The 23,325-nt window shown below is 48.8% G+C and carries 21 protein-coding genes and 1 other annotated feature; of the genes, 10 read left to right on the top strand and 11 right to left on the bottom strand.

Features of this window, described 5'->3' with window-relative positions; all coding sequences use genetic code 11:
- Nucleotides 1-72 precede the first annotated feature (72 nt).
- The 8 genes from rfbB to AC2A1E_RS19680 all read left to right on the top strand — a co-directional run bounded on the left by rfbB (nucleotide 73) and on the right by AC2A1E_RS19680 (nucleotide 11,054).
- Complete coding sequence (gene rfbB / locus AC2A1E_RS19645; protein ID WP_484385150.1) at nucleotides 73-1,137, top strand: dTDP-glucose 4,6-dehydratase; 1,065 nt, start codon at nucleotides 73-75, stop codon at nucleotides 1,135-1,137.
- A 142-nt stretch (nucleotides 1,138-1,279) separates the two neighbouring features.
- On the top strand, nucleotides 1,280-1,816 hold the full coding sequence (rfbC, locus tag AC2A1E_RS19650; RefSeq protein ID WP_484385151.1) for a dTDP-4-dehydrorhamnose 3,5-epimerase: 537 nt from the start codon (nucleotides 1,280-1,282) through the stop codon (nucleotides 1,814-1,816).
- Nucleotides 1,813-2,673: a dTDP-4-dehydrorhamnose reductase gene (gene rfbD, locus AC2A1E_RS19655; RefSeq protein WP_484385152.1), complete on the top strand. Its 861-nt coding sequence runs from the start codon at nucleotides 1,813-1,815 to the stop codon at nucleotides 2,671-2,673. The genes rfbC and rfbD overlap by 4 nt, the downstream gene beginning before the upstream one ends.
- Before the next feature lie 479 nt (nucleotides 2,674-3,152).
- On the top strand, nucleotides 3,153-4,070 hold the full coding sequence (locus AC2A1E_RS19660) for a glycosyltransferase (RefSeq protein WP_484385153.1): 918 nt from the start codon (nucleotides 3,153-3,155) through the stop codon (nucleotides 4,068-4,070).
- A gap of 124 nt (nucleotides 4,071-4,194) precedes the next feature.
- Complete coding sequence (locus AC2A1E_RS19665) at nucleotides 4,195-5,028, top strand: ABC transporter permease (protein ID WP_484385154.1); 834 nt, start codon at nucleotides 4,195-4,197, stop codon at nucleotides 5,026-5,028.
- A complete protein-coding gene (locus AC2A1E_RS19670) occupies nucleotides 5,018-6,334 on the top strand; it encodes an ABC transporter ATP-binding protein (RefSeq protein ID WP_484385155.1) in 1,317 nt (438 codons plus the stop codon). The genes AC2A1E_RS19665 and AC2A1E_RS19670 overlap by 11 nt, the downstream gene beginning before the upstream one ends.
- A gap of 9 nt (nucleotides 6,335-6,343) precedes the next feature.
- Nucleotides 6,344-9,922 carry a GT99 family glycosyltransferase N-terminal domain-containing protein gene (locus AC2A1E_RS19675; RefSeq protein WP_484385156.1) on the top strand — a complete coding sequence of 1,193 codons (3,579 nt, stop codon included), beginning with the start codon at nucleotides 6,344-6,346 and terminating at the stop codon, nucleotides 9,920-9,922.
- Between the two features lie 124 nt (nucleotides 9,923-10,046).
- Complete coding sequence (locus tag AC2A1E_RS19680; RefSeq protein WP_484385157.1) at nucleotides 10,047-11,054, top strand: acyltransferase; 1,008 nt, start codon at nucleotides 10,047-10,049, stop codon at nucleotides 11,052-11,054.
- A gap of 98 nt (nucleotides 11,055-11,152) precedes the next feature.
- Here AC2A1E_RS19680 and AC2A1E_RS19685 read toward each other — a convergent pair whose 3' ends face one another.
- Entirely contained in the window at nucleotides 11,153-12,187 is a 1,035-nt protein-coding gene (locus AC2A1E_RS19685; RefSeq protein ID WP_484385158.1) for an acyltransferase family protein, read from the bottom strand.
- A 270-nt stretch (nucleotides 12,188-12,457) separates the two neighbouring features.
- On the opposite strand from AC2A1E_RS19685, the gene gndA reads away from it, so the two are divergent.
- Nucleotides 12,458-13,864, top strand: a complete 1,407-nt coding sequence (gene gndA / locus AC2A1E_RS19690) for an NADP-dependent phosphogluconate dehydrogenase (protein WP_484385159.1) — start codon at nucleotides 12,458-12,460, stop codon at nucleotides 13,862-13,864.
- A gap of 57 nt (nucleotides 13,865-13,921) precedes the next feature.
- Here gndA and hisIE read toward each other — a convergent pair whose 3' ends face one another.
- The 9 genes from hisIE to hisL form a co-directional block, all read right to left on the bottom strand.
- Nucleotides 13,922-14,536, bottom strand: coding sequence for a bifunctional phosphoribosyl-AMP cyclohydrolase/phosphoribosyl-ATP diphosphatase HisIE (gene hisIE, locus AC2A1E_RS19695; protein ID WP_484385160.1), 615 nt, complete (start codon nucleotides 14,534-14,536; stop codon nucleotides 13,922-13,924).
- Nucleotides 14,530-15,306, bottom strand: coding sequence for an imidazole glycerol phosphate synthase subunit HisF (gene hisF / locus AC2A1E_RS19700; protein WP_473190734.1), 777 nt, complete (start codon nucleotides 15,304-15,306; stop codon nucleotides 14,530-14,532). The genes hisIE and hisF overlap by 7 nt, the downstream gene beginning before the upstream one ends.
- The gene (gene hisA, locus AC2A1E_RS19705; protein ID WP_473190735.1) at nucleotides 15,288-16,025 is read right to left on the bottom strand and encodes a 1-(5-phosphoribosyl)-5-[(5-phosphoribosylamino)methylideneamino]imidazole-4-carboxamide isomerase; all 738 of its coding nucleotides are present in this window, start codon (nucleotides 16,023-16,025) and stop codon (nucleotides 15,288-15,290) included. The genes hisF and hisA overlap by 19 nt, the downstream gene beginning before the upstream one ends.
- A gap of 5 nt (nucleotides 16,026-16,030) precedes the next feature.
- Nucleotides 16,031-16,621 (bottom strand): imidazole glycerol phosphate synthase subunit HisH, encoded by a 591-nt coding sequence (hisH, locus tag AC2A1E_RS19710; protein WP_484385161.1) that lies wholly within the window; start codon nucleotides 16,619-16,621, stop codon nucleotides 16,031-16,033.
- Nucleotides 16,621-17,688 (bottom strand): bifunctional histidinol-phosphatase/imidazoleglycerol-phosphate dehydratase HisB, encoded by a 1,068-nt coding sequence (hisB, locus tag AC2A1E_RS19715; protein ID WP_484385162.1) that lies wholly within the window; start codon nucleotides 17,686-17,688, stop codon nucleotides 16,621-16,623. The genes hisH and hisB overlap by 1 nt, the downstream gene beginning before the upstream one ends.
- Nucleotides 17,685-18,761: a histidinol-phosphate transaminase gene (hisC, locus tag AC2A1E_RS19720; protein WP_484385163.1), complete on the bottom strand. Its 1,077-nt coding sequence runs from the start codon at nucleotides 18,759-18,761 to the stop codon at nucleotides 17,685-17,687. The genes hisB and hisC overlap by 4 nt, the downstream gene beginning before the upstream one ends.
- Complete coding sequence (gene hisD, locus AC2A1E_RS19725; protein WP_484385164.1) at nucleotides 18,758-20,065, bottom strand: histidinol dehydrogenase; 1,308 nt, start codon at nucleotides 20,063-20,065, stop codon at nucleotides 18,758-18,760. The genes hisC and hisD overlap by 4 nt, the downstream gene beginning before the upstream one ends.
- A 4-nt stretch (nucleotides 20,066-20,069) precedes the next feature.
- Entirely contained in the window at nucleotides 20,070-20,969 is a 900-nt protein-coding gene (hisG, locus tag AC2A1E_RS19730; RefSeq protein ID WP_459399135.1) for an ATP phosphoribosyltransferase, read from the bottom strand.
- 69 nt (nucleotides 20,970-21,038) lie between these two features.
- Nucleotides 21,039-21,173: a sequence feature (His leader region), on the bottom strand.
- Complete coding sequence (hisL, locus tag AC2A1E_RS19735) at nucleotides 21,149-21,196, bottom strand: his operon leader peptide (RefSeq protein WP_100396937.1); 48 nt, start codon at nucleotides 21,194-21,196, stop codon at nucleotides 21,149-21,151. (Overlaps the previous feature by 25 nt.)
- A gap of 229 nt (nucleotides 21,197-21,425) precedes the next feature.
- Here hisL and AC2A1E_RS19740 point away from each other — a divergent pair, with 229 nt between their 5' ends.
- Nucleotides 21,426-22,250, top strand: a complete 825-nt coding sequence (locus AC2A1E_RS19740; RefSeq protein WP_484385165.1) for an SDR family oxidoreductase — start codon at nucleotides 21,426-21,428, stop codon at nucleotides 22,248-22,250.
- On the opposite strand, the gene AC2A1E_RS19745 is transcribed toward AC2A1E_RS19740, so the two are convergent.
- Nucleotides 22,247-23,164 (bottom strand): LysR family transcriptional regulator, encoded by a 918-nt coding sequence (locus tag AC2A1E_RS19745; protein ID WP_484385166.1) that lies wholly within the window; start codon nucleotides 23,162-23,164, stop codon nucleotides 22,247-22,249. The genes AC2A1E_RS19740 and AC2A1E_RS19745 overlap by 4 nt on opposite strands.
- Between the last annotated feature and the right edge of the window lie 161 nt (nucleotides 23,165-23,325).

The raw sequence follows: 23,325 nt of genomic DNA on the forward strand, positions 1-23,325 counted from the left end.
TTGTTGAGTTTGAAAGCATAGACGCGGGTGTGGTCGAGTTTTGGCCGCACCCTGTTGTTTATAGAGGGTTATATGAAAATTATCGTTACCGGTGGCGCTGGCTTTATTGGCTCAGCCGTTGCTCGACACATTATCAACAACACCAAGGATCACATCCTGATATTGGATAGCCTGACCTATGCAGGTAATCTTGAATCGTTGCAACCCATCGCAGGTAGTGAGCGTTACCAGTTTGCGCAGGTGGATATCTGCAACCGTCAGGCATTGGATCGCATTTTCGCTGAGTTTAACCCCGATGCGGTGATGCACCTGGCGGCAGAAAGCCATGTCGATCGCTCCATTGATGGCCCAGCGGCGTTTATCGAAGCCAATATTGTGGGCACCTACACCCTGCTGGAGGCTGCACGCCAGTACTGGCAAGGTCTGGGCGAAGTGGCGAAAAAAGCATTCCGTTTCCACCATATTTCAACTGACGAAGTGTATGGAGATCTGCATGGCACTGACGATCTGTTCACAGAAACTATGCCTTATGCACCGAGCAGCCCCTATTCAGCTTCAAAAGCTTCTAGCGATCACCTGGTCAGAGCCTGGTTACGCACCTATGGCTTGCCGACTCTTGTGACAAATTGCTCAAATAATTACGGCCCTTATCATTTCCCAGAAAAGCTGATACCGCTGACAATCCTTAATGCATTGGAAGGGAAAGCGTTACCGGTCTATGGTAATGGGGCACAAGTGCGTGACTGGCTTTACGTTGAAGACCATGCCCGTGCTTTGTATCAGGTGGTTTGTGAAGGTGAAGTAGGCGAAACCTATAACATCGGTGGCCACAACGAACGGAAAAATATAGAAGTAGTACAAACAATTTGCCGTCTGTTGGATGAGTTGGTGCCAAATCAGCCAGGTAACGTGGCCAAATATGAAGAGCTGATCACCTTTGTTACCGATCGCCCAGGCCACGATCTGCGTTATGCGATCGATGCGTCAAAAATCGAGCGTGAGCTGGGTTGGAGGCCGCAAGAAACTTTTGAAAGTGGCATTAGAAAAACCGTTGAATGGTATCTGGCTAACGAGGCCTGGTGGAGCCGTGTAAAAGATGGTTCCTATGCTGGCGAACGTTTAGGGTTGACCCATTAACCTAAAGTATAAAAATGAAAGGTATTGTTTTTTAGTGGATGGTTTATGTACGTGTCTTTACCCCCGCTGGAGGCAGAAGCCAAGTTGCTTAGTAAGACCTCATATGTGCAATACTTATCGCAAATGATTGTGGAGAAATAGAATGCAAGTCACAGATACCAAAATCGATGGCGTGAAGATCATTCAACCAAAGGTATTTGGGGATTCGCGCGGATTCTTTCTGGAAACGTTCGAAAAAAAGCGTTACCAGGAAATGCTGGATATCGATCTGGATTTTGTGCAGGACAACCATTCGCGCTCTTCGCGCGGGGTGCTACGTGGGTTACATTTCCAAAAGATAAATCCCCAGGGGAAACTGGTTCGTGTCGTCCGTGGGGAGGTATTTGATGTGGTCGTAGATATTCGGCCAGATTCTCCCACCTACGGTTTATGGGAAGGGGTAGAGCTGTCAGAAGAGAATAAAACCCAGTTCTGGATCCCACCAGGCTTGGCGCACGGCTTTGTGGTGTTATCAGATACAGCAGATTTTGAATATAAATGCACCGACTATTACAACCCCGCGCATGAAGATTGCCTGTTGTGGAACGATCCTGAGGTAGGAATCGAGTGGCCTATTGCCAACCCGCTGCTATCAGAAAAAGATAAACTCGGTAAGTTATTGAAGGAGTTAGGGCAATGAAAGTATTACTTACCGGCGCTAAAGGGCAACTAGGGCGTTGTTTTTGTGAGCGTTTACCAACCGGTTGGAGCGTTCTTGCAACGGACTCCGACAGCCTGGATATTACCGATCTTGAAAAAGTGAAGGCAGTTGTCGCCGAATATCAGCCAGATGTTATCGTCAATGCCGCTGCTTATACGGCGGTAGATAAAGCAGAGGCTGAAGAAGATATTGCAATGTTGATCAATGAGGTGGGGCCTAAAAACTTGGCGCTTGCGGCTAATGAGTGCGGTGCCCGCTTGGTCCATATCTCTACAGACTATGTTTTTGATGGTGAGGCAACGGCGCCTTACGTGGAAATGGCCACGACCAACCCATTAGGTGTGTACGGTAAAACTAAACTGAATGGCGAACTTGCCGTCAGTGAGATCCAACCTGCGGCGTTGATTATCCGCACCGCATGGGTGTTCAGTGAATATGGTAATAATTTCGTCAAAACGATGCTGCGTCTGGCTCAAGGACGAGACAGTTTAGGCATTGTAGCTGATCAGCGCGGTTGCCCAACGTACGCTGGCGATATTGCTACTGCGCTACTTGTATTATTGCAAAAGGAAGCGCCCGGAGGTATTTACCATTTCTGTGGTAACAGTGAAGTTGCCTGGAGTGAATTCGCAGAAATTATATTTGCCTCAGCATTGCAGCAGGAAGTATTAACTCAGGTTCCTGCAGTCAATGGCATCACAACTGAACAGTATCCAACCCCAGCCAAAAGGCCAAAATATTCCGTTTTGAATTGTACAAAAATTCAGAATGAAGGCGTTGAGTTGTCACCGTGGAAAGAACGCGTTAGCTTTGTTGTCGCCCGCTGCCAGGTGTAATAACGCTGTTGTCATGCAGGCTTGTTTTTGATTAATTGATAAGCCTGCGTGATTTCTTGGTCAACTCGAGTACATCCTCCCTCCATACATCCCGCCTCAATCCATAAAATTACAACTCATCAAATCCTTACAGTAGGCTGTTTTCTCAGAAAATTTTAGCCAAACCATAGAACCTGCCTAGCCGTTAGGCGCTGATTGATTTATAGGTGCGTGAAAAATAGTCAGTGATAACTTTTGTAGCCAAGTTTTTTATGGCTAGTGTCGGATATTTTGAGGATTTGTGCTAACCTCCGGTGCTTCGTTTATGATACTCGCGCTGAGTCTTTGGGGGCTTGGCCCAGAGTAGTTTGCGCATAGTTCTCTCTTAGAAACTGTTGTTACAGTATTGCCTCTTCACTGGATGAAATGAAAGGGATAAGGTTGTCCCCTTTGGCGCTTTACACATTGAATTATACGTTTTCGTTCCGTTTGGGCGAATAATGAGCGCAACCATCACCCAATCTGTATGGCTATGCATCATGGCAAGTATTACGGGTTCAGGAACTTCATACGGCATGTCATTAGAATCAAAACAATATCAGATTGTTGCTTCAATTGTGTTGTTCAACCATAGCTACGCTCAGTTGGAGGATACGCTGTCATCTTTGCTTAGCGAGTCCTGCGTTGAAAAGATTGTATTGGTCGATAACGGTGGTTCAGAGTGGGCTGCCACGTTGAATAATCCGCGAATATGCTACCTTTCTCTTGGGCAGAACAAAGGGTTTGGCTGCGGGCACAATCTTGCTATGAAGCACTATCTGGACAAATGCAGTTACTTTTTGATTTGTAATCCAGATATCAGCTTTGCCCAAGGAGAACTGGAGCGCCTGTACCACTTTGCCCGTGATGGAAAACACAAGTTTGTTTCTCCACGTATCCACTACAACGATGGGCGTTTTCAATACAGTTGCCGTTTGTTGCCGACACCGGCAAATTTGTTCCTGCGCCGTTTTATGCCGAACTGGGGTGCAAAGCTTGACGTTATCTATGAGCTTCAGCACGCGGATTACTCAAAATCTTTTTCTGTTCCTTCGGTCTCTGGCTGCTTTATGCTGATGGAGTCACAATTGCTGAAGCAACTGGATGGGTTCGACGAACGATATTTCATGTATTTGGAGGATGTCGATCTCTGTAGGCGTGCATTACCGCTGACTGAGATTCTTTTCTATCCCGATGCAACAATCACTCATGTTTTCAGTAAAGGCTCTTATAAGAGTTTGAATTTATTTATTTATCATATTAAATCGGTTATTTCATACTTTAGCCGATGGGGATGGTTTTTTGACCAAGAACGAGTCCTTGCTAACCAAAAATGTTTAAAGACGATTCCCATGACTTCTCCTGCTGAGAAGCGGTAAAATGTTCGATTAGCAGAAGTGGCGGTTTTATGAGTCTAATTAAATCTAAGGTAGTGCTAATGTTGTTTGTAACTGGGTGTCATTTTGATGTGGGGCATGCTGTGCGTGTGCTGGGGGTGGCTAAATGAGCAATCCGCATAAAACGCGGCCTCTTTCGCCACTAGCCTTGATTCGCAATATTTGGGGATTTAGATCTCTCATCCTACAGATGGCGAAACGTGAGGTCGTTGGCCGTTACAAGGGCTCCACGATGGGGCTTGCTTGGTCATTTTTGAACCCGCTGTTCATGCTAATCGTTTACACCTTTGTTTTTTCAGTGGTTTTCAAGGCGCGCTGGTCTGTTGGTGGTGATGAGAGCCGTACTCAATTTGCCGTGATTTTGTTTGTTGGCATGATTGTTCACGGTTTTTTTGCGGAGGTGGTTAACCGGGCACCGCAAATCATTCTGGGCAATACCAACTATGTGAAGAAAGTGGTGTTTCCTTTGGAAACGCTGTCAGTGATTAGCCTCTGCGCCGCGCTGTTCCATACGTCAATCAGTGTGATTGTGCTGCTGTGTGCCTTCTTCCTATTTAATGGTTTCCTGCACTGGACGATCGTTTTCTTACCGCTGGTGTTATTGCCGCTGGTGATATTTTGCTTGGGGTTGGGGTGGATCCTCGCATCTTTGGGGGTATTCATTCGTGATGTGGGGCAGACAACGTTGATTATCACCACGGTTATGATGTTCCTATCACCGGTCTTTTTCCCCATTACTGCCTTGCCGGAAAAGTACAGGATCTGGATCATGCTGAATCCTCTGACCTTTATCATTGAGCAATCTCGTAATGTACTGATTTGGGGGCGTATTCCTGACTGGTTAGGGTTGGGTATTTATACCTTGGCCGCAGCGGTTGTGGCCTGGTTGGGTTTTGTCTTCTTCCAGAAAACTAGAAAGGGGTTTGCTGATGTCCTCTAATGAGGTTGCCATTGAAGTTATGGGATTAAGCAAGTGTTATCAGATTTACGATCGTCCACGTGATCGTCTGAAACAGTTTTTTGCCCCTAAATTACAACGTGCTGTGCGTCGTGAAAGTCGTACTTATTTCCAGGAATTCTGGGCATTACGGGATGTTTCTTTTCGTATTTACAAAGGTGAAACTGTAGGCATCATCGGTCGCAATGGGGCTGGTAAATCAACCCTTTTACAGATGATCTGTGGAACATTGACGCCAACTTCGGGTGATATCCAAGTTAATGGCCGTATTGCAGCTTTATTAGAATTGGGTGCTGGATTCAACCCTGAGTTTACTGGGCGTGATAATGTTTATCTGAATGGAGCTGTACTCGGCCTTAGCAAAGAAGAGGTTGATGATAAGTTTCAGAGTATTATCGATTTCGCAGATATTGGACATTTTATCGATCAGCCGGTTAAAACGTATTCTAGTGGAATGTATGTGAGGCTTGCATTCGCTGTACAGGCATGTGTAGACCCTGAAATTCTCATTGTTGATGAAGCGTTAGCTGTAGGGGATATAGGGTTCCAGTATAAATGTTTTAAGCGTATGGAGGCACTGAAGCAGCAAGGTACGACCATTATTATGGTCACACATTCAACAGGTAGCGTTCTTGAATATGCTGATCGCTGCCTAGTTATGAGTGATGGGATGTTGGTCGGTGATACATCAGATGTATTGGCTGCAGTGCTTGCTTATGAAAAAGGTATGTTGCTTTCTGAGAAAAATACGGAGATGACCGCTAACATTCCCGCACAGTCCGCAACAACTTTTGGGGTGGATGAATTACGGGCTATGCAGCAGACTCATCTCAACACAGAGGTAGATGAAAAACGATTTGGTACTGCCCGGGCAATTATTGAGTCGTTCAAGGTGTATAGAGTAGATGGCACTTCATTAGCAGAGAAACCATTGGTTCAATCCGGTGAGGAGCTGTATTTCAACTTTACACTAGCAGCCGCCGAAGAAATTGCAGATGTTGTCCTAGGTATTTCTATTTCTCGCTCTCAAGGTGGAGATATTTGGGGGGATAATAATGTTGCTGCTGGCCATCCACTCCGACTGTTCCCTGGCAGTCAGACAATTAAGTATAAGGTAAAGTTGCCCATTAATGCTGGTGATTACTTGATACATTGTGGCTTGGCATGTTTTAAAAATGGTGAGCGTGAAGAATTAGACCAGCGGCGACCTATTAGTAAAGTCAAATTTTGGTCGTCACGAGAGCTCGGTGGTGTACTCCATGCACCAATTCAAATAGTTGCTGAATGAGGTTAATTTATGATTAGCGTATTCCTGCCTGCTTACCCGTTCAGAGGAGTCAAAGCGCCATATCTGTGGTTATTCTTCCGCGTATTGACTTCATTAAAGGAACGCACACATTTTATTATAGGTGCCGACTATCTCTCTCCATTGGATGTATGGAAAACTGCAAATCGCTGGGAAATGGAACCCGAGTCCTTGCAGCGTTTGCAATATAACTTACCTGAGTTAAGTACTATCGAAAGTGAACACGATATTAATATAATTAATGAGTCATTTTTTGATGCTTATACTATTGATAAGTGTTTTAATAATCCTGGTGAGCTTTTTCGAAGGTTTATTACTGAGGTTATTCCTGAGCTTGAGCAATCTATTTCATCAGTATTAAGCCAAGCTAATAACATTGAGTGCGTTTTAACCTGGTGCAATTGCCCATCATTAAATTCTGCAGCGAAAAAAAATAATATACGTGTTGTGAATCTGGAAGTTGGCCCTCTCAGAGCACCTGATTATTTATCAACGGCTTATTTTGATTTTAAAGGTGTTAACGGCAATACTGAAGCTGAGAGGCGCTATCTTAGCGCTAACTGTAAACTCAATGAAGACGTTGATCTGGATAAATTGCGCGCTTTTTTTAGCAACATAGATTCAAATACAGATATTAAGAGTTTGAGTGGCCTAGAAGAGCCTGAGTATGATGTCGGTGTTGTATTGCAAGTTGAGAATGATTCCAACATTATTGCTTTCAGTAATTCATTCAATAATCAATCACTTATTGATTATGCAGAGCTTCATTTTGAAGGTAGAAAACTGATTCGAAGTCACCCAGGTAGCCGGTTTATATTAAATCCAGGTAAAGATACTATAGATCATTCTGCAACCAGCATTGAGTTCATAAAAAAATGTAAACATATTTTGACAATAAATTCAAGTGTGGGCTTTGAGGCGATGTTAATGGGGGTTCCTGTCACTATTTTAGGTGACTGCTCATATGCATTTTGCAATGTTACAACCCATGAGGAGAGAGTGAATCGTCTGGCATTCTACTTGTATTCATACTTAATACCATTTGGTGTTTTATTTGATGCTGACTATATCCGTTTTCGACTTTCCTCTCCTTATGAACGTGAAATTATAGAAAAACATATTAATTACTATGCTGAGTGTGGTGAGTATATGAATAGTGGAGATATGGATATTAACACATCCCTCTTTTTTGATGATAAGTGTACCGGAGATAACGCTCATATGATTGAGAGTGAAATACAGAAATTGAAATCAGAGCTTGAGTTGAAACAGACAAAAATAAACGAGTTGGAAAGTAACGTTAGGATGTTGAATATATTAGTAGATAGGCAATCAGAAGTTATCGTTGATGTTATTGTACCGGTTTATGCCGGTTTGCAAGAAACGCAGGAGTGTATCGAGTCTGCGTTGGCTACCTTACCACAATGGGCGCAACTGGTCGTTATTAATGATGCATCACCAGAGCCTGAGCTCACTGAATGGTTGCGGGAAAGGAGCAAAATTGCTCGGTTTACATTACTTGAGAATGAACAAAATCTTGGTTTTGTTGCGACCGTAAATCGAGGAATGAAACTTAATCTCAAACGAGATGTTTTACTACTGAACAGCGATGTTGAAGTAGCCAACGACTGGCTTGAGCGTATTCGGGATGCCGCATATTCATCCAGCAGGGTTGGGAGTATTACTCCATTCTCTAATAATGCGACTATTTGTAGTTTCCCTAATTTTTGTGAAGATAATCAGCTCTTCATGGGCATGAATGTCCAGCAACTCGATGAACAATTTGCGACATTCGGTAATAAGAATAATTTGGTTGAGGTACCTACTGGGGTTGGTTTTTGCATGTATATCCGCCGTGATTGTCTTAATGAGGTGGGTTACTTTGATGTAGAGACATTTGGGCGTGGTTATGGAGAGGAAAATGATTGGTGCCAACGTGCTGCAAAGGCTGGATGGCCCAATTTCCACCAACTGAATGTCTTTGTCTATCACAAGGGCGGGGTTAGTTTTGCTGGGGAACAAAACCCGCGTAAAACTCGAGCTCTCGAACTGTTGAACGATTTGCACCCTAACTACACTAGGGACGTAATGGATTTCATTGCGCAGGATCCAGCAAAGAAAGCTCGTCAGCAGATGTTATTACGTATTTTGGCAAAGAGAAATGTCTGCAAAGTTCTCTTGATTTCACATAAAATGGGTGGCGGAGTAACGCAACATGTTAAGGAACTTGCCCGTTTTTATAAAGATAAGGCTCATTTCTTATTATTGACACCTGAGGTGGAGGGACAAAGTGTAAGCCTGTCACTAAGTACTGATGATGCAGTATCGCGTGAAAAATTTATTATAGATTTCAATTACGGTTACGACATTCTGGTTAGTCTCCTACGCTTTATCGGTGTCGGCCATTTGCATTTTCATCATCTGATTGGTGTTCCCGATAGAATATTTGAGTTAAAGGATAGCTTGGCATGTACTTATGATGTTACCGTGCATGACTACTATTTTATTAACGCCAATCCAACTTTGACAAATAAGTATGGGGTGTTTACCGGGGATCAGGTGGCGGAACGAGATCGTCTCTGTGCTGAGCACTATCCTATTCCTCAAAACCTATCAGCAGAACAGTGGCGTACCAAATTGTCGCCAGTGCTGGAAGGGGCTGAACGAATTATTTTCCCTTCTGCAGATTGCCAGGCACGGTTCACCAAGGATTTTCCACAGTCTTTAGAAAAAAGTGTTATCGCATGGCATCCAGATTTTGAGATGTGTGCACCTTACCCAAAAGCCAAGTGCCAATACCAAGCGGGTCAAAAACTTAAGGTGCTAGTGTTGGGTGCGCTTAGCCGTGAAAAAGGTGCGCTGATGTTGGAAGAGGTTGCCAACGAACTTAAACATGATGACATCGAATTCCATCTTCTGGGTTATGCATTTCGGTCTTTAGGAGATGCGGTGAAATGTCATGGTGCTTATTCTGAGCTGGATTTGCAACAAAAATTGGTTGATATTCAGCCTGATATCGTTTGGTATCCTGCCCAATGGCCCGAGACTTATAGCTACACACTAAGCATTGCTCTTGAATGCGGATTGCCTGTTGTAGTGCCTAATATTGGTGCATTTGCTGAACGTGTCGTCGGGCGTAACTATAGCAAGGTTATTGCTTGGGATATTTCAGCCAAGGAAGTGTGCGGTCTTTGGCGTTTACTGTATCAGGATCCTCTAGCTTTCTTCAATACAGAAAATGCATTGCCGCAACTCGATATTTCTCAAACTGAGAGAACTGAGAGTTTTTATCAGCAAGATTATATACAGACGAGTTGGCTGAGGGATGGTGAGTTAGGACGTACTGATTATACTATGCTTCTTGCTTCTGTATATTCTTCTAATTATGTCAATGTTGTCCCAGCCATTTCAAATGTACTGCGGGGACGTAAAGAAAAGTTGTTGGCTATTCTCTGGAAGTTGAGCCAACATCCTACATTATCATGGGCTGTTAAGCTTATACCATATCGTATTCAGCGTTATGTTAAAAGACACTTATCGCGCAGGGCTATCCATGAAATAATTGACTGACTTCCATTGTCTGATTTAGTCCTTGTTGGCGGTCGTAGATCGCCAATTTATTGTGTTCCGCATGTATTACATATAGTTATTCTTGTTTAATGTTCGTAATTATATTCGGAGATAATAATACAAGATGATTAGGAAGCCTTGGGCCGACCTCTGTAGAGTTGTTGCTATCTTTGGTGTGATTGTGATTCATGCTTGCGTGAACAGTTTTTATCAGTTCGGGAAAATTCCTCTGGAGGATTGGCTTACTGCCAATGCATTAGATTCCTTTGCTCGCTGCTCTGTTCCATTATTTGTGATGATATCTGGTGCTCTTATTTTAACTAGGGACAATGAAGTAATTACACCTAGTGCGATTTTTAAACGTGTCTGCAAGGTGGGTATTCCATTATTAACTTGGAGTGTAATATATCTTGAATATATTTCTTATTTCACAGAGGAAAGCATTGATTGGTTAAGTATCTTTAAACAACCATCGATGTATCATCTGTGGTTTGTCTATATGATTATTGGTATATATCTATTGTTACCTATGTTACAAGGGGTGTTCTATATATTAACAGATAGACGAAATTTGCAGATATATCTTCTTGCTTGCTGGTTTATTGTGACATGCATTCCAGTATATCAACCAATACCATTGCTATCCTTATTAGATCAGACTAGTTTATTAGGTTTTTGTGGGTATTTCTTGATGGGTGGAATAATATCTAACTCCGTAACAAAGAAAAATGCTGTGTCTTTGTGGTTCGCTGTTTACCTTATCTCAGTTGTAGTCACTATAGCACTAACATGGTATTACTCTGCTCACGTTAACTTGGCAAACGAGAAAGCTTATAACTATTTTAGTCCTAATGTGTTTGTAGCCTCTATTGCATCCTTCATAATATTCACAAGAATAAGGTGCAGTGAAGGCGTGTCAAAGATTATCTCTTGGATATCTAAACACTGTTTTTTGATTTTCTTTATGCATGTGGTTGTTTTAGAAAGAGTTATAAATTACATTGTATCTTTAAACTGGCAATTGCCAGTATTTGCTGAAATATTAGTAGGGGCATTGATAACATTTTTTATCAGTTTAGCTATATCCTCAGTGCTAAAATTAACTCCAAAGTCAAGTATGATATTAGGATGATATTAAACTCACTTTCAAAGGACCTCCACAACGGGCCAGGCGTCATTAGTATACAAATTAGCGCAGTGGCCATTAACCACTACGCTTTAGGTTGCTTTTTACTTTACAGCTATTTCTGTTGGGCGGCGTTCTGTCAGTAGATTTGTCTTTTTTCGTAGGAATCGTCGTTCAACAAAGTGCCAAGAAAATGCACCTAAGAGTATTGTTATACAAGCACTTGCCAGCATGCTGGTATAAAAACCTAGCCCAGTATTATTAATAATAATTTGTTGCGTAGGGAATGCATAAATATATATTCCGTAAGAGTAATCAAATCGTCCATAGATAAGTTTATCTGTCAAAGATACACCTATGATGATAACTAATGCCGGAACGATAATGTAGCCTAAGACGCGGATTTCATAACTTCCTTTCAGAATGTAGAGCAAAACCATGCCGGATATTAAGATAAATATCTTGGTTTTTTTGTTGTTCCAATGCTCTTGGCTTAATGCCATTAGTGAGCCTAAGAAAAATGCAATAGCCCTTGGTGTGAAAAGTTGTAAGGAAATTGAATAAAAGCCAAGATCTGAAGGGGTGAAAAGTAAGTATATCGTCAGTGCTGTCATTAAGATAAATACAACAAGTATTGAGCGTATGTTCTTAACAAAGCAAAATGCAATTCCAAGTATAAGATAGCAGGCAAATTCTAAAGGTAATGTCCAAAGGCTACCATTAATGGCATTGGGATAAATATAATGCTGTACCATTGCAAGTGGGTCTGCTCCTCGAAGTGCAACGAGATTAATGGCTGCTATTAATGTTCTCTTTGAAAATAAATTTTCAGGTTGAAGTATTAAACCCACTATGCCATATAATGTCAGACTGCAGATAACTAATGCTGGGAATATTCTCTTTATCCTTTTTTCCATAAATGAGATAAAGCTATCACTTCTCATGCCTGACAGTGCGATGAGATATCCTGATATACTAAAGAATATTGTTACCCCCAACCCACCAAAACTTTCAAGACCCAGAAATGAGGGTTCAGCTTTCCCACTTAGAGCGAAATGGTGAGAATAGAGAACGAGTAATGCAGCGATAATGCGAATGACATCAAAGCAATTCTTTTGATGAGTGCGTAATGGTTCCATATTAGTCCATACAATTTTTATGGTAAAAAATTATTTCATGATCTTAATTCATATTTGTCAAAATTTAAAGATGTTCTTCGTATAGCCATAAATTTTTGGGTCAGAAACTATGGCTGTTCAGTACAATGTTACAATCAAATGCTAATTCTGTGACCTATCGCACCAATCACTACCCACCGCCCTCAATCCTGAGTTAACATGTGAGCCACATCAAAAAACCTGTTGGCCACGAGCCGTGATACAGGTGCTATCTTCAGACAGGAGTTCTTAATGTCCAAACAACAAATCGGCGTTGTCGGCATGGCGGTGATGGGCCGCAATCTGGCATTGAACATCGAAAGCCGTGGTTACACCGTTTCTATCTTTAACCGTTCAGGCGACAAAACTGACGAAGTTATTGCTGAGAATTCGGGTAAAAACCTGGCCCCTTATTACACCGTCGAAGAGTTTGTCGCATCGCTGGAAAAGCCGCGCCGCATTTTGCTGATGGTGAAAGCGGGCGAAGCGACGGACAAAACCATTGCCTCTCTGACTCCACACCTGGAAAAAGGCGACATCCTGATCGATGGCGGTAACACCTACTATCAGGACACTATCCGTCGCAACCGTGAACTGTCTGCTCAGGGCTTTAACTTCATTGGTACCGGCGTTTCCGGTGGTGAAGAGGGGGCGCTGAAAGGGCCTTCTATCATGCCGGGTGGCCAGAAAGAAGCTTACGAACTGGTAGCACCTATCCTGAAGAAAATCGCTGCCGTGGCCGAAGGCGAGCCTTGTGTGGCTTACATCGGTGCTGACGGTGCTGGTCACTACGTGAAAATGGTGCACAACGGTATCGAATACGGCGACATGCAACTGATCGCAGAAGCTTACTCTTTGCTGAAGCAGGCGCTGAACCTGAGCAACGAACAGCTGGCAGAGACTTTTGCCGACTGGAACAAAGGCGAGCTGAACAGCTACCTGATCGACATCACCAAAGACATCTTCACCAAGAAAGATGAAGAGGGTAAATACCTGGTTGATGTGATCCTGGACGAGGCAGCCAATAAAGGCACCGGTAAATGGACCAGCCAGAGTTCACTGGATCTGGGCGAACCGTTGTCGTTGATTACCGAGTCGGTGTTTGCACGTTACCTGTCTTCTCTGAAAGACCAGCGCGTTGCGGCATCTAAAGTGTTGACCGGCCCGAAAGTGGCTGCTGTCAGCGGCGATAAAGCCGAGTTTGTGGAGAAAGTACGTCGCGCTCTGTATCTGGGCAAAATCGTTTCCTATGCGCAGGGCTTCTCTCAGTTGAAAGCCGCTTCCAAGGAAAACAACTGGGATCTGAACTACGGTGAAATCGCCAAGATCTTCCGTGCCGGTTGCATAATCCGCGCCCAATTCTTGCAGAAGATCACCGATGCCTACGCGGAGAATGCCGATATCGCTAACCTGCTGCTGGCACCTTACTTCAAGCAGATTGCCGACGAATACCAGCTGGCGCTGCGTGATGTGGTTTCCTATGCGGTGCAGAACGGTATCCCAACGCCAACCTTCTCTGCGGCGATCGCTTACTATGATAGCTACCGCTCAGCGGTGTTGCCAGCTAACCTGATTCAGGCGCAGCGTGACTACTTTGGTGCTCACACCTACAAACGTACCGACAAAGAAGGCGTATTCCATACCGAATGGATGGAGTAATCCCGATAGTTGAACGATAAAAAAAGCCGCCGAGGTTAACGCCCGGCGGCTTTTTTATTACTTCTGATGCCGCTCCCGCAGGCGGCCAATCACTTTACTTAAGTCCAGATCCTGATCCTGCAACAATACCAGCAGGTGATAAATCAGGTCGGACGCCTCGTTGGTCAGTTCTTCGCGATCGTGCACCGTGGCGGCCAGAGCGGTTTCTACGCCTTCTTCACCGACTTTCTGCGCGATACGCTTGGTGCCGCTAGCATACAGCTTGGCGGTATACGAACTTTCCGGGCTGGCGGTTTTGCGTGACGCCAGCAACTGCTCAAGCTGATACAGGAAGCCCCAGTCGCTGCTTACCGGGTGGAAGCAGCTGTTGTTGCCCAAATGGCAGGTTGGGCCGATCGGGTTCGCCAGGATCAGCAGCGTGTCGTTATCGCAGTCTGGTGTGATACTCACCACGGTGAGGAAGTGGCCGGAGCTTTCGCCTTTGGTCCACAATCGCTGTTTGGTGCGTGAGAAAAACGTCACTTTGCCGCTTTGCTCGGTCACCGCCAGCGCTTCCTGATTCATATAGCCGAGCATCAATACTTCGCCAGAAACGGCGTGCTGGACGATCACCGGCAACAGATTGTCGGTTTTTACCCAATCCAACTGATTTCTTTGTTGTTCTGTTAACACAAACGCATCTCCACGCCACGTTCCGCCAGGAACCTTTTCAGTTCGCCGATATTAATGATTTGCTTATGGAATACCGAAGCCGCCAGCGCACCGTCAACGTCTGCGTCGCGGAAGGCTGCCAGGAAGTGTTCCATGGTGCCAGCACCGCCGGAGGCGATCAGCGGCACTTTGCATACGTCACGCACTTTCCTCAGCTGTTCCAAATCATAACCGTTACGCACGCCGTCCTGGTTCATCATGTTAAGCACGATCTCCCCAGCGCCGCGCTTCTGCACTTCTTGCACCCAATCGAGGGTTTGCCACTCGGTCACCCGGGTGCGGCTTTCGTCGCCGGTATATTGGTTGACGTGATATTTACCGGTTTCGGCTTCATACCAGGTGTCGATACCGACCACGATGCACTGCACGCCAAAGCGGTCTGCCAAGCGGCTGATCAGGCTAGGGTCAGCCAGCGCTGGCGAGTTGATGGAGATTTTATCTGCACCAAACGACAGGATCTGGCTGGCGTCTTCGGCGCTTTTGATGCCACCGGCCACGCAGAATGGAATGTCGATCACTTCCGCCACCCGCGATACCCAGCTTTTATCCACCACGCGCCCATCGCTGGAAGCGGTAATATCATAAAACACCAGTTCGTCAGCCCCTTCCTGCGCATAGCGCTGGGCCAGCGGCACGATATCGCCAATGATCTCGTGATTGCGGAACTGTACGCCTTTCACCACTTGCCCATCTTTAACGTCCAGGCAGGGGATTATCCGTTTTGCCAGCATGCGATTGCCTCCTCGACGCTGAATTTACCATCCAACAGGGCGCGCCCGACGATCACCCCTTCAACACCGCTGCCGCGTAACTGGGCGATATCATCCAAGTTACCGATACCCCCAGAAGCCTGGAAGGCGATCTGCGGATAGCGCTCGCACACTTCCTGATACAGCGCCACGTTGGAACCTTTCAATGTGCCATCGCGCGAAATATCGGTGCACAGCACGTGTTTCAGGCCGAATGGCAGGTATTGTTCCACCACCTGTTCCAGCGTGGCGTCCGAGTTTTCCTGCCAGCCGCTGATGGCCACGCGCTTGGTGCCTGTGGCATCAATGCGCACGTCCAGCGCCAGCACCATGGCGTCGGCACCGTAACGCTCGAACCAACCCTGTACCATCTCCGGCTGTTTCACGGCGGTAGAACCAATCACCACGCGGGTGGCACCGGCTTCCAGCAGCGCTGCAACGTCCTGTTCATTACGAATGCCACCGCCAACCTGCACCGGTACGCTGATACCAGCCAGCAGCTTGCGCAGCAGCGGGATCTGGCGCGCAGCCGGATCTTTAGCGCCGGTCAAATCCACCAGATGCAACACCTGTGCGCCTTGGCGCTGGTAATCTTGCAAACGCAGCAACGGGTCGTTGCCGTAGTCACGCTGCTGGCCGTAATCGCCCTGATGTAGGCGCACCACGTTGCCGTCGATCAAATCCAAAGCGGGAATAATCATGCTGCCTACATCTCCAGAAAGTTTTTCAACAGTTGAGCCCCGGCCGTGCCAGATCGCTCGGGATGAAACTGCACGCCAAAGAAGTTGTCTTTTTGTACGGCGGCGGTGAATGGCTCGCCGTAGTTCGCCTGAGCGATGGTGCTTGAGCATATCGGCATCGCATAACTGTGAACAAAGTAGAAGTAAGCACCGTCCTCGATGCCACGGAACAGGTGGTTACCCGCCTGAGAAGTCACCTGATTCCAGCCCATGTGCGGCAGTGGCAGGCCGAAGTCGTTCATCTGCTTCACCGGGGTATCGATAATGCCCAGCGCTTTGATACCGCCACTCTCTTCACTGCTTTCTGCCAGCAACTGCATGCCGAGGCAGATGCCCAGCACCGGCTGGGTGCAGGCTTTGATCAGCTCGATCAGATCGCGCTGTACCAACTGCTCCATGGCCGCCTGCGCGGTACCCACGCCGGGCAGAAACAGTTTGTCGGCGCGCAGCACGATCTCGGGGTCACGGCTGACTTCTGGCTGATAGCCCAGCCGCTGCACTGCGTAATTAACAGAAGCCAGGTTGGCGCAACCGGTGTCCAGGATCACCACGTTCATCACAGCACCCCTTTCGAGCTCGGGAGGGTGTTGCCCTCAACGCGAATCGCCTGGCGCAGCGTGCGGCCAAACACTTTGAACAGGCTCTCAACGCGGTGATGATCGTTTTTGCCCTTGGTTTTCAGGTGCAGGGTGCAGGCCATGGTGTAAGACAGCGAACGGAAGAAGTGCTCGACCATCTCAGTGCTGAGATCGCCCACGCGCTGATAGTTGAACTCGGCGCGGTATTCCAGATGCGGGCGGCCAGAGAGATCCATCGCGCAGCGCGCCAGGCATTCATCCATCGGCAGCACAAAGCCGAAGCGTGCGATGCCGCGCTTGTCGCCCAGCGCCTTGTTCAGCGCTTCACCCAGCGCCAGCGCGGTGTCTTCCACCGTGTGGTGATCGTCAATGTACAGATCGCCATTCACCTGAATGTCCATGCGGAAACCGCCGTGGGTGGCGATCTGATCCAGCATATGGTCGAAGAAGCCGACGCCGGTCTTAATCTTGCTGCCGCCTTCGCGATCCAGCCAGACGTTAACGTCAATCTGCGTCTCTTTGGTCACGCGGTTAACGTGAGCGTGGCGATCGCGCTGGGTCAACTGCTGGGTAATGGCTTTCCAGCCCAGGGTTTCACGCTGGTACAGCAGCCCCTGAATGCCCATATTGTTGGCCAACTGGATATCGGTTTGGCGATCGCCAATCACGTAGCTGTTGGCGGCGTTCATCACGCCCGGCTCCAGATAGCCTTTTACCATGGCGATTTTCGGCTTGCGGCAGTCGCAGTTATCTTCCGGCTTGTGCGGGCAGATCAGAATATCGTCGAATTTCACGCCCTGTGAACTGAGGATCTGCATCATCAGGTTGTGCGGTGGATCGAAGGTTTCCTGCGGGAAACTGGCGGTGCCGAGGCCGTCCTGATTGGTGATCATCACCAGCGTAAAGCCCGCCTGCTGCAACGCCAGCAGAGAAGGGATCACATCCGGCTCCAGCGCCAGTTTATCCAAACGATCAACCTGAAAATCTTCAGGTGGCTCAGCAATCAGCGTGCCGTCGCGGTCAATAAAGAGGAATTTCTGGCTCACATAGGCTCCTTTGTGCCAAGCAGGGGTTTGAGTGCGTTAACGACGCGTTGGCATTCTTCACGCGTGCCAATGGTGATGCGCACGCAGCCGGCAAGACCGGGCTGTTTATGTTGATCGCGCAAGATAATGCCCTGATCCCACAGCGTTTTAAACACATTGCTAGCAGCGTTGCAGCGCACCAGCAGGTAGTTGCTGTCGCTGGTGAACACCTGTTCAACGCAGGCGCAGTTTTGCAGCGCCTGTTGCAGCCAACTGCGGTTAGCGCTGACTTCCGCAACCCGCTGGCGCATCAGGTTTAGCCCTTCGGTGCTCAGTGCCTGGGCCGCAATGTCGGCTACCGGAGTCGAGAGCGGGTAGGGCGCGATGACTTTCAGCAGCAGGGCGAGCACCTCGGTATTGGCCAGGGTAAAACCGCAGCGCAGGCCAGCCAGCGCGAAGGCTTTTGACAGCGTGCGTAGAATCACCAGGTTAGGATAATCGCTCAGCCAGCCCGCGACCGAAGCCTGTGGGCAGAATTCGATATAGGCTTCGTCAACCGCGACGATCGCTTTACCGTTGGCCATCTCCAGCAGCGCACGCAGATCGTTCGGATCCAGCAGATTACCGGTCGGGTTGTTCGGGCTGCAGGCGTAGATCACCTTGACGTTATCCAGGCTGGCGGCAATGGCGGGCAGATCGAGCTGCCAGTCGGCTTTGGCGGCCACGGTACGGCGCTCAACCCCGAAAGTCTCGGCGCTGACGGCGTACATACCGTAAGTGGGCGGGCAGAACAGAATGGCGTCTTTGCCCGGCTCACAGAAGGCGCGGATCAGCAGTTCGATGCCCTCATCTGCGCCACGGCTGACCAGCACCTGATCCTGATTCACCCCGGCGTAAGCGGCATAGCGCTCGATCACCAGCGCCGGTTGGCATTCCGGGTAGCGGTTGAAGGTCTGTGCGGTCAGTTGGAACTCTGGCGCGACCGGGTATTCGTTGGCATTCAGCCATACGTCGCCCTTGCCACCCAAACGGCGTGCCGACTGGTAGGGGATCAGCTCGCGCACGTTTTTACGTGCTAATTGTTCAATGCTCATGCTTGCTCCTTCAAGGCGGCGACGCGTAAGGTCACGGCGTTTTTGTGGGCGATCAGTTGCTCGGCAGCTGCCAGCGTTTCGATAGTGGCGGCCAAGTTCATAAAGCCTTGCGGCGTCAGTTCCTGCACCGTCATGCGCTTTTGGAAGTCCGCCAGCCCCAGGCTGGAACAGGTGGCGGTATAGCCATAGGTCGGCAGCACATGGTTGGTGCCTGAAGCGTAATCTCCGGCAGATTCCGGTGACCAGTCACCGAGGAACACCGAACCGGCGCTGGTAATGCTGTCTACCAGATCGCGCGCGTTGCGGGTTTGAATAATCAAATGTTCCGGGCCGTATTGATTGCTGATGGTGATACATTCGGCCAAATCCTGTGTGACGATCAACCGGCTGCTGGCCAGCGCCTGGCGGGCGGTTTCTGCACGCGGTAATGCGGCCAACTGCTGCTCAACCGCTGTTGCCACCGCTTGTGCCATGGCGGCATCCGGCGTCAGCAGGATCACCTGTGAATCTGGCCCGTGTTCGGCCTGTGACAGCAGATCGGAGGCGACAAACGCCGGCGTCGCGCCACTGTCGGCAATCACCAGTACTTCGGAAGGGCCGGCAGGCATATCAATCGCCGCGCCGTCCAGCCGCTGGCTGATCTGGCGTTTGGCTTCGGTGACAAAGGCGTTGCCCGGCCCGAAGATCTTAGCCACCTGCGGCACGGAATCGGTGCCGAACGCCATAGCGGCAATTGCCTGCGCGCCGCCGACCTGAAACACTTCCTGCACGCCGCACAGCTTGGCGGCATAGAGGATCTCATCGGCAATCGGCGGTGGTGAGCACAGCACCACGCGGCGGCAACCGGCGATACGTGCCGGGGTAGCCAGCATCAACACCGTAGAGAACAACGGTGCAGAACCGCCAGGAATATACAGGCCGACCGAGTCGATCGGCCGGGTTACCTGCTGGCAGCGCACGCCGGGCTGAGTTTCCACATCCACCGGTGGCAGTTTTTGCGCATTGTGGAAGGTTTCCACGTTGCTGACGGCAACGGCCATCGCCTGCTTGATTTCGTCACCCAAGCGGGCGCTGGCCTGTTCGATCTGTTCTGCGGTGACGCGTAGCGCACCCACTTCCGTTTTATCAAACTTGGCGCTGTATTCACGCAGCGCGCTGTCGCCGTTAGCCTTCACGTTGTCGAGGATCTCGCGCACCGTGCGGGTGATGCTGTCTGAAGCGGAGATCGCCGGGCGCATCAGCAGTTCTGCACGCTGTGGTGCGCTGCATTCTGCCCAATTGACGATGGTATTGAAGTTCGACATGGCGTTACTCCATCATCTTCTCAATTGGCAGCACCAGAATGGAGCTGGCACCCAGGGTTTTCAGTTTTTCCATGGTTTCCCAGAACAGGGTTTCGCTGCTCACCATGTGCATCGCAACGCGGTTCTGCGCACCGGCCAACGGCAGGATGGTAGGGCGTTCAGCCCCGGGCAGCAGGGCGATGATCTCATCCAGACGATCGCTTGGCGCGTGCAGCATGATGTATTTGGATTCACGCGCCTGAATCACCCCTTGAATACGGGTCATCAGGCGGTCGATTAACTGCTGTTTGGCCGCAGGCATTTCGCCGTCGCGTTGGATCAGGCAGGCTTTGGAGCGATAAATCACTTCCACTTCGCGCAGGCCGTTGGCTTCGAGCGTGGCGCCGGTAGAAACCAGATCGCAGATGGCATCCGCCAGGCCAGCACGTGGTGCCACTTCCACCGAACCGTTCAGCAGGCAGGATTTAAAACGAACGCCTTGTTTATCGAGGTATTGCTTCAGCAGGTGCGGGTAAGAGGTGGCGATGCGGGAGTCTTGCAGGCTTTGCGGGCCGCTATATTCGCTGTCCAGCGCGGTAGCCAGCGACAGGCGGCAGGAGCCGAAATCCAGACGACGCAGGGTGAAGTAACGCGGATCTTCGCCTTGCGCACGGCGGTTGAGCAGCTCTTCTTCCAGCACGTTTTCGCCGATGATGCCCAGATCCACCACGCCATCCATCACCAGCCCAGGGATGTCGTCATCACGCACGCGCAGGATATCAATCGGCATATTCTCGGCGAAGGCAATCAGGCGTTGCTGCTGTAGGTTGATTTTAATACCGCAACGGGCCAGCAGTTCCTGAGAGTCTTCACTCAGGCGGCCTGATTTCTGCATTGCTATCCGTAAACGTGTTTTATCCAACATGGTAACCTCTGTTTAATCTGTAATTTTATGAATTTATTGTAAAAACTATTTTTCTGTCTGTCCGGAGCCAAAAAAAAACCCTCGGAAGATATCTTCCGAGGGCTTTCTCTTGCGTTTGTTAGGTTCTACGCGCCACTGGAAGATTTTAAACCGTCTTCCAGCACACATCGCCCGAAAGACTAGTCTGGGTGATGGTGATGATGGTGGTTGAACTGAACGCGAGTCATGTGTTTTCTCTTTAAAATAAATCAGCCAATGCTGAGTTGCTGATTAACCTAAACTATCAGCATGGTCTCGCGCAACTGTTTTTTATCAACATCAATTTAATTCATTGAAACAGGCTGAATTATTAGCCAGCTACGGCTTTACGAACCTTTACCTGAGTTGATTGTATCCCTATGCCGAGTGGCGTAGCCTTAATCACCGAGCGTTATCATTTTCAGGAGAATTAAGTTAATGAAAAAAGTCGCCATTATTGGCCTGGGCTGGTTGGGCATGCCGCTGGCTTTATCGTTAATGAGCCGCGGGTTTGAGGTAGTTGGCAGTAAAACCACGCCGGACGGTGTCGAAGCCGCGCGGATGAGCGGTATTGAATGTTATCAGCTCGAACTGACGCCTGAACTGATTTGCGAAGCTCATGATTTGGAGCAACTGCTGTACGCTGACGCGTTGGTGATCACGCTGCCAGCCCGCCGCACCGTGGAAGGCAGCGAAGGCTACTTTAATGCCGTGCGCATGCTGGTGGACAGCGCGATGGCGTTTGGTGTGCCGCATATTATTTTTACCAGCTCGACCTCGGTGTATGGCGAGACTACCGGCCTGGTGCGTGAAGATTCACCGCTGCAACCGGTGACCCCTTCGGGGCGGGTGCTGGCAGAGCTGGAGCGCTGGCTGCATGAATTGCCGAATACCTCGGTCGATATTTTGCGCTTGGCGGGTTTGGTCGGTGCCAATCGCCATCCGGGCCGTTTCCTGGCGGGCAAGGTTGACGTCAAGGGCGGGGCGCAGGGGGTCAATCTGGTACACCAGGATGATGTGATCGCCGCTATCCAACTGTTACTGAAATTGCCCAAAGGGGGGCACGTTTATAATCTCTGTGCGCCAAGCCATCCGACCAAACGTGAGTTTTATCCGGCGCTGGCGGCACAGTTGCAGTTGCAACCTCCGCAGTTTGCCGAAGAACCGGAACAGGCAGGGCGGCTGGTGGACGGCAGCCGTATCTGCAAGGAACTGGGGTTCGAGTATCAATACCCGGATCCGGCGCGTATGCCGATCAGTTAAATCGAATTGGGCTGATCAGGGCAGCGTGGCACGCTGCAGGTCAAGTCCTCTAACAGCGCCGCCAGCGACTTTTTTGGCTGACCGGGGCGTGTGACCAGGCTTAACTGCGCCTGGTAAGTGAGCGGTTGGCCCCCTAGCTGCTTCATCAAACCCTGTTCGACCCAACGGCTGGCGAAATGGGTGGGCAGATAGCCCAGGTATTCGCCGCTGAGGATCAGATGAGCCACGCTTTCCATGTGGTAAGCCATGGCACCAAACTCCAGCGGTGCTACCGGGCAAAGCTGTTGTGCCAACAGGTAGCCGCGTTTTACCCAGCGAGCATTTTCGATTTGCTCGCGGTTTGGGGCATCAAGGGTAAACAACGGGTGCTCGCTGCTGCAATAGATCGCCTGCGATTCCTGGCACCAAGGGTGATAAACCAGTTCGTTCAACTGCTGGCCGAAATAACCAATCCCCAGATCCAACTGCTGATTCAATAATCCCTGCTCAATCTCCGCGGGTGAACAGATACGGCATTGAAACTGCACGTCCTGACGGCGGCGGCGAAATTGCCTGATGGCTTGGCTGAAAGGGATCCCTGGCAGCGAAACCAGATTATCTACCAGGCCGATCATCAGATCGCCGCTTAGCATGCCATTGAGTGACTGGCTGACGCGCGTGAAGTCACGTGTGGCGTTGAACAGCGTGCGGCAGGCGCTCAGCATTCTTTCCCCTTTTGGCGTTAACTGAAAGCCGGATCGCCCGCGCTGGCACAGCCTGAACCCCAAGCGCGTTTCCAGCGTGCCCAGATGGGTGCTGATAGTGGATTGATTCATCATCAGGGCATCCTGCGCGGCGCTAACCCCCCGAGCTTCCGCTACCGCCACGAATACCCGCAGCAGTTTGAAATCGATCTCGCTGAGATTGGTGATCATCTTCGCTCTCCCTGAATGTTCACTATTTAACGCCACAGCAACATATCTGATACGGGCGCTAGTGATAGGCGTTTCCTCTACCCTTTATGTCTGTGAAAAAAATAAAAATCAATATGTCAATGTGTTATGACACATCGGCTTTTCCAATGCTTACATTAAAA

It is taken from the genome of Serratia sp. HNCC26DJ206 (assembly GCF_057180605.1).

Bases quoted from the DNA above. Each gene is read 5' to 3' on its own strand.
- rfbB (WP_484385150.1), top strand. From the start codon at position 73: ATGAAAATTATCGTTACCGGTGGCGCTGGCTTTATTGGCTCAGCCGTT.
- rfbC (WP_484385151.1), top strand. From the start codon at position 1,280: ATGCAAGTCACAGATACCAAAATCGATGGCGTGAAGATCATTCAACCA.
- rfbD (WP_484385152.1), top strand. From the start codon at position 1,813: ATGAAAGTATTACTTACCGGCGCTAAAGGGCAACTAGGGCGTTGTTTT.
- AC2A1E_RS19660 (WP_484385153.1), top strand. From the start codon at position 3,153: ATGAGCGCAACCATCACCCAATCTGTATGGCTATGCATCATGGCAAGT.
- AC2A1E_RS19665 (WP_484385154.1), top strand. From the start codon at position 4,195: ATGAGCAATCCGCATAAAACGCGGCCTCTTTCGCCACTAGCCTTGATT.
- AC2A1E_RS19670 (WP_484385155.1), top strand. From the start codon at position 5,018: ATGTCCTCTAATGAGGTTGCCATTGAAGTTATGGGATTAAGCAAGTGT.
- AC2A1E_RS19675 (WP_484385156.1), top strand. From the start codon at position 6,344: ATGATTAGCGTATTCCTGCCTGCTTACCCGTTCAGAGGAGTCAAAGCG.
- AC2A1E_RS19680 (WP_484385157.1), top strand. From the start codon at position 10,047: ATGATTAGGAAGCCTTGGGCCGACCTCTGTAGAGTTGTTGCTATCTTT.
- AC2A1E_RS19685 (WP_484385158.1), bottom strand. From the start codon at position 12,187: ATGGAACCATTACGCACTCATCAAAAGAATTGCTTTGATGTCATTCGC.
- gndA (WP_484385159.1), top strand. From the start codon at position 12,458: ATGTCCAAACAACAAATCGGCGTTGTCGGCATGGCGGTGATGGGCCGC.
- hisF (WP_473190734.1), bottom strand. From the start codon at position 15,306: ATGCTGGCAAAACGGATAATCCCCTGCCTGGACGTTAAAGATGGGCAA.
- hisA (WP_473190735.1), bottom strand. From the start codon at position 16,025: ATGATTATTCCCGCTTTGGATTTGATCGACGGCAACGTGGTGCGCCTA.
- hisH (WP_484385161.1), bottom strand. From the start codon at position 16,621: ATGAACGTGGTGATCCTGGACACCGGTTGCGCCAACCTGGCTTCTGTT.
- hisC (WP_484385163.1), bottom strand. From the start codon at position 18,761: ATGAGCATTGAACAATTAGCACGTAAAAACGTGCGCGAGCTGATCCCC.
- hisD (WP_484385164.1), bottom strand. From the start codon at position 20,065: ATGTCGAACTTCAATACCATCGTCAATTGGGCAGAATGCAGCGCACCA.
- hisG (WP_459399135.1), bottom strand. From the start codon at position 20,969: ATGTTGGATAAAACACGTTTACGGATAGCAATGCAGAAATCAGGCCGC.
- AC2A1E_RS19740 (WP_484385165.1), top strand. From the start codon at position 21,426: ATGAAAAAAGTCGCCATTATTGGCCTGGGCTGGTTGGGCATGCCGCTG.
- AC2A1E_RS19745 (WP_484385166.1), bottom strand. From the start codon at position 23,164: ATGATCACCAATCTCAGCGAGATCGATTTCAAACTGCTGCGGGTATTC.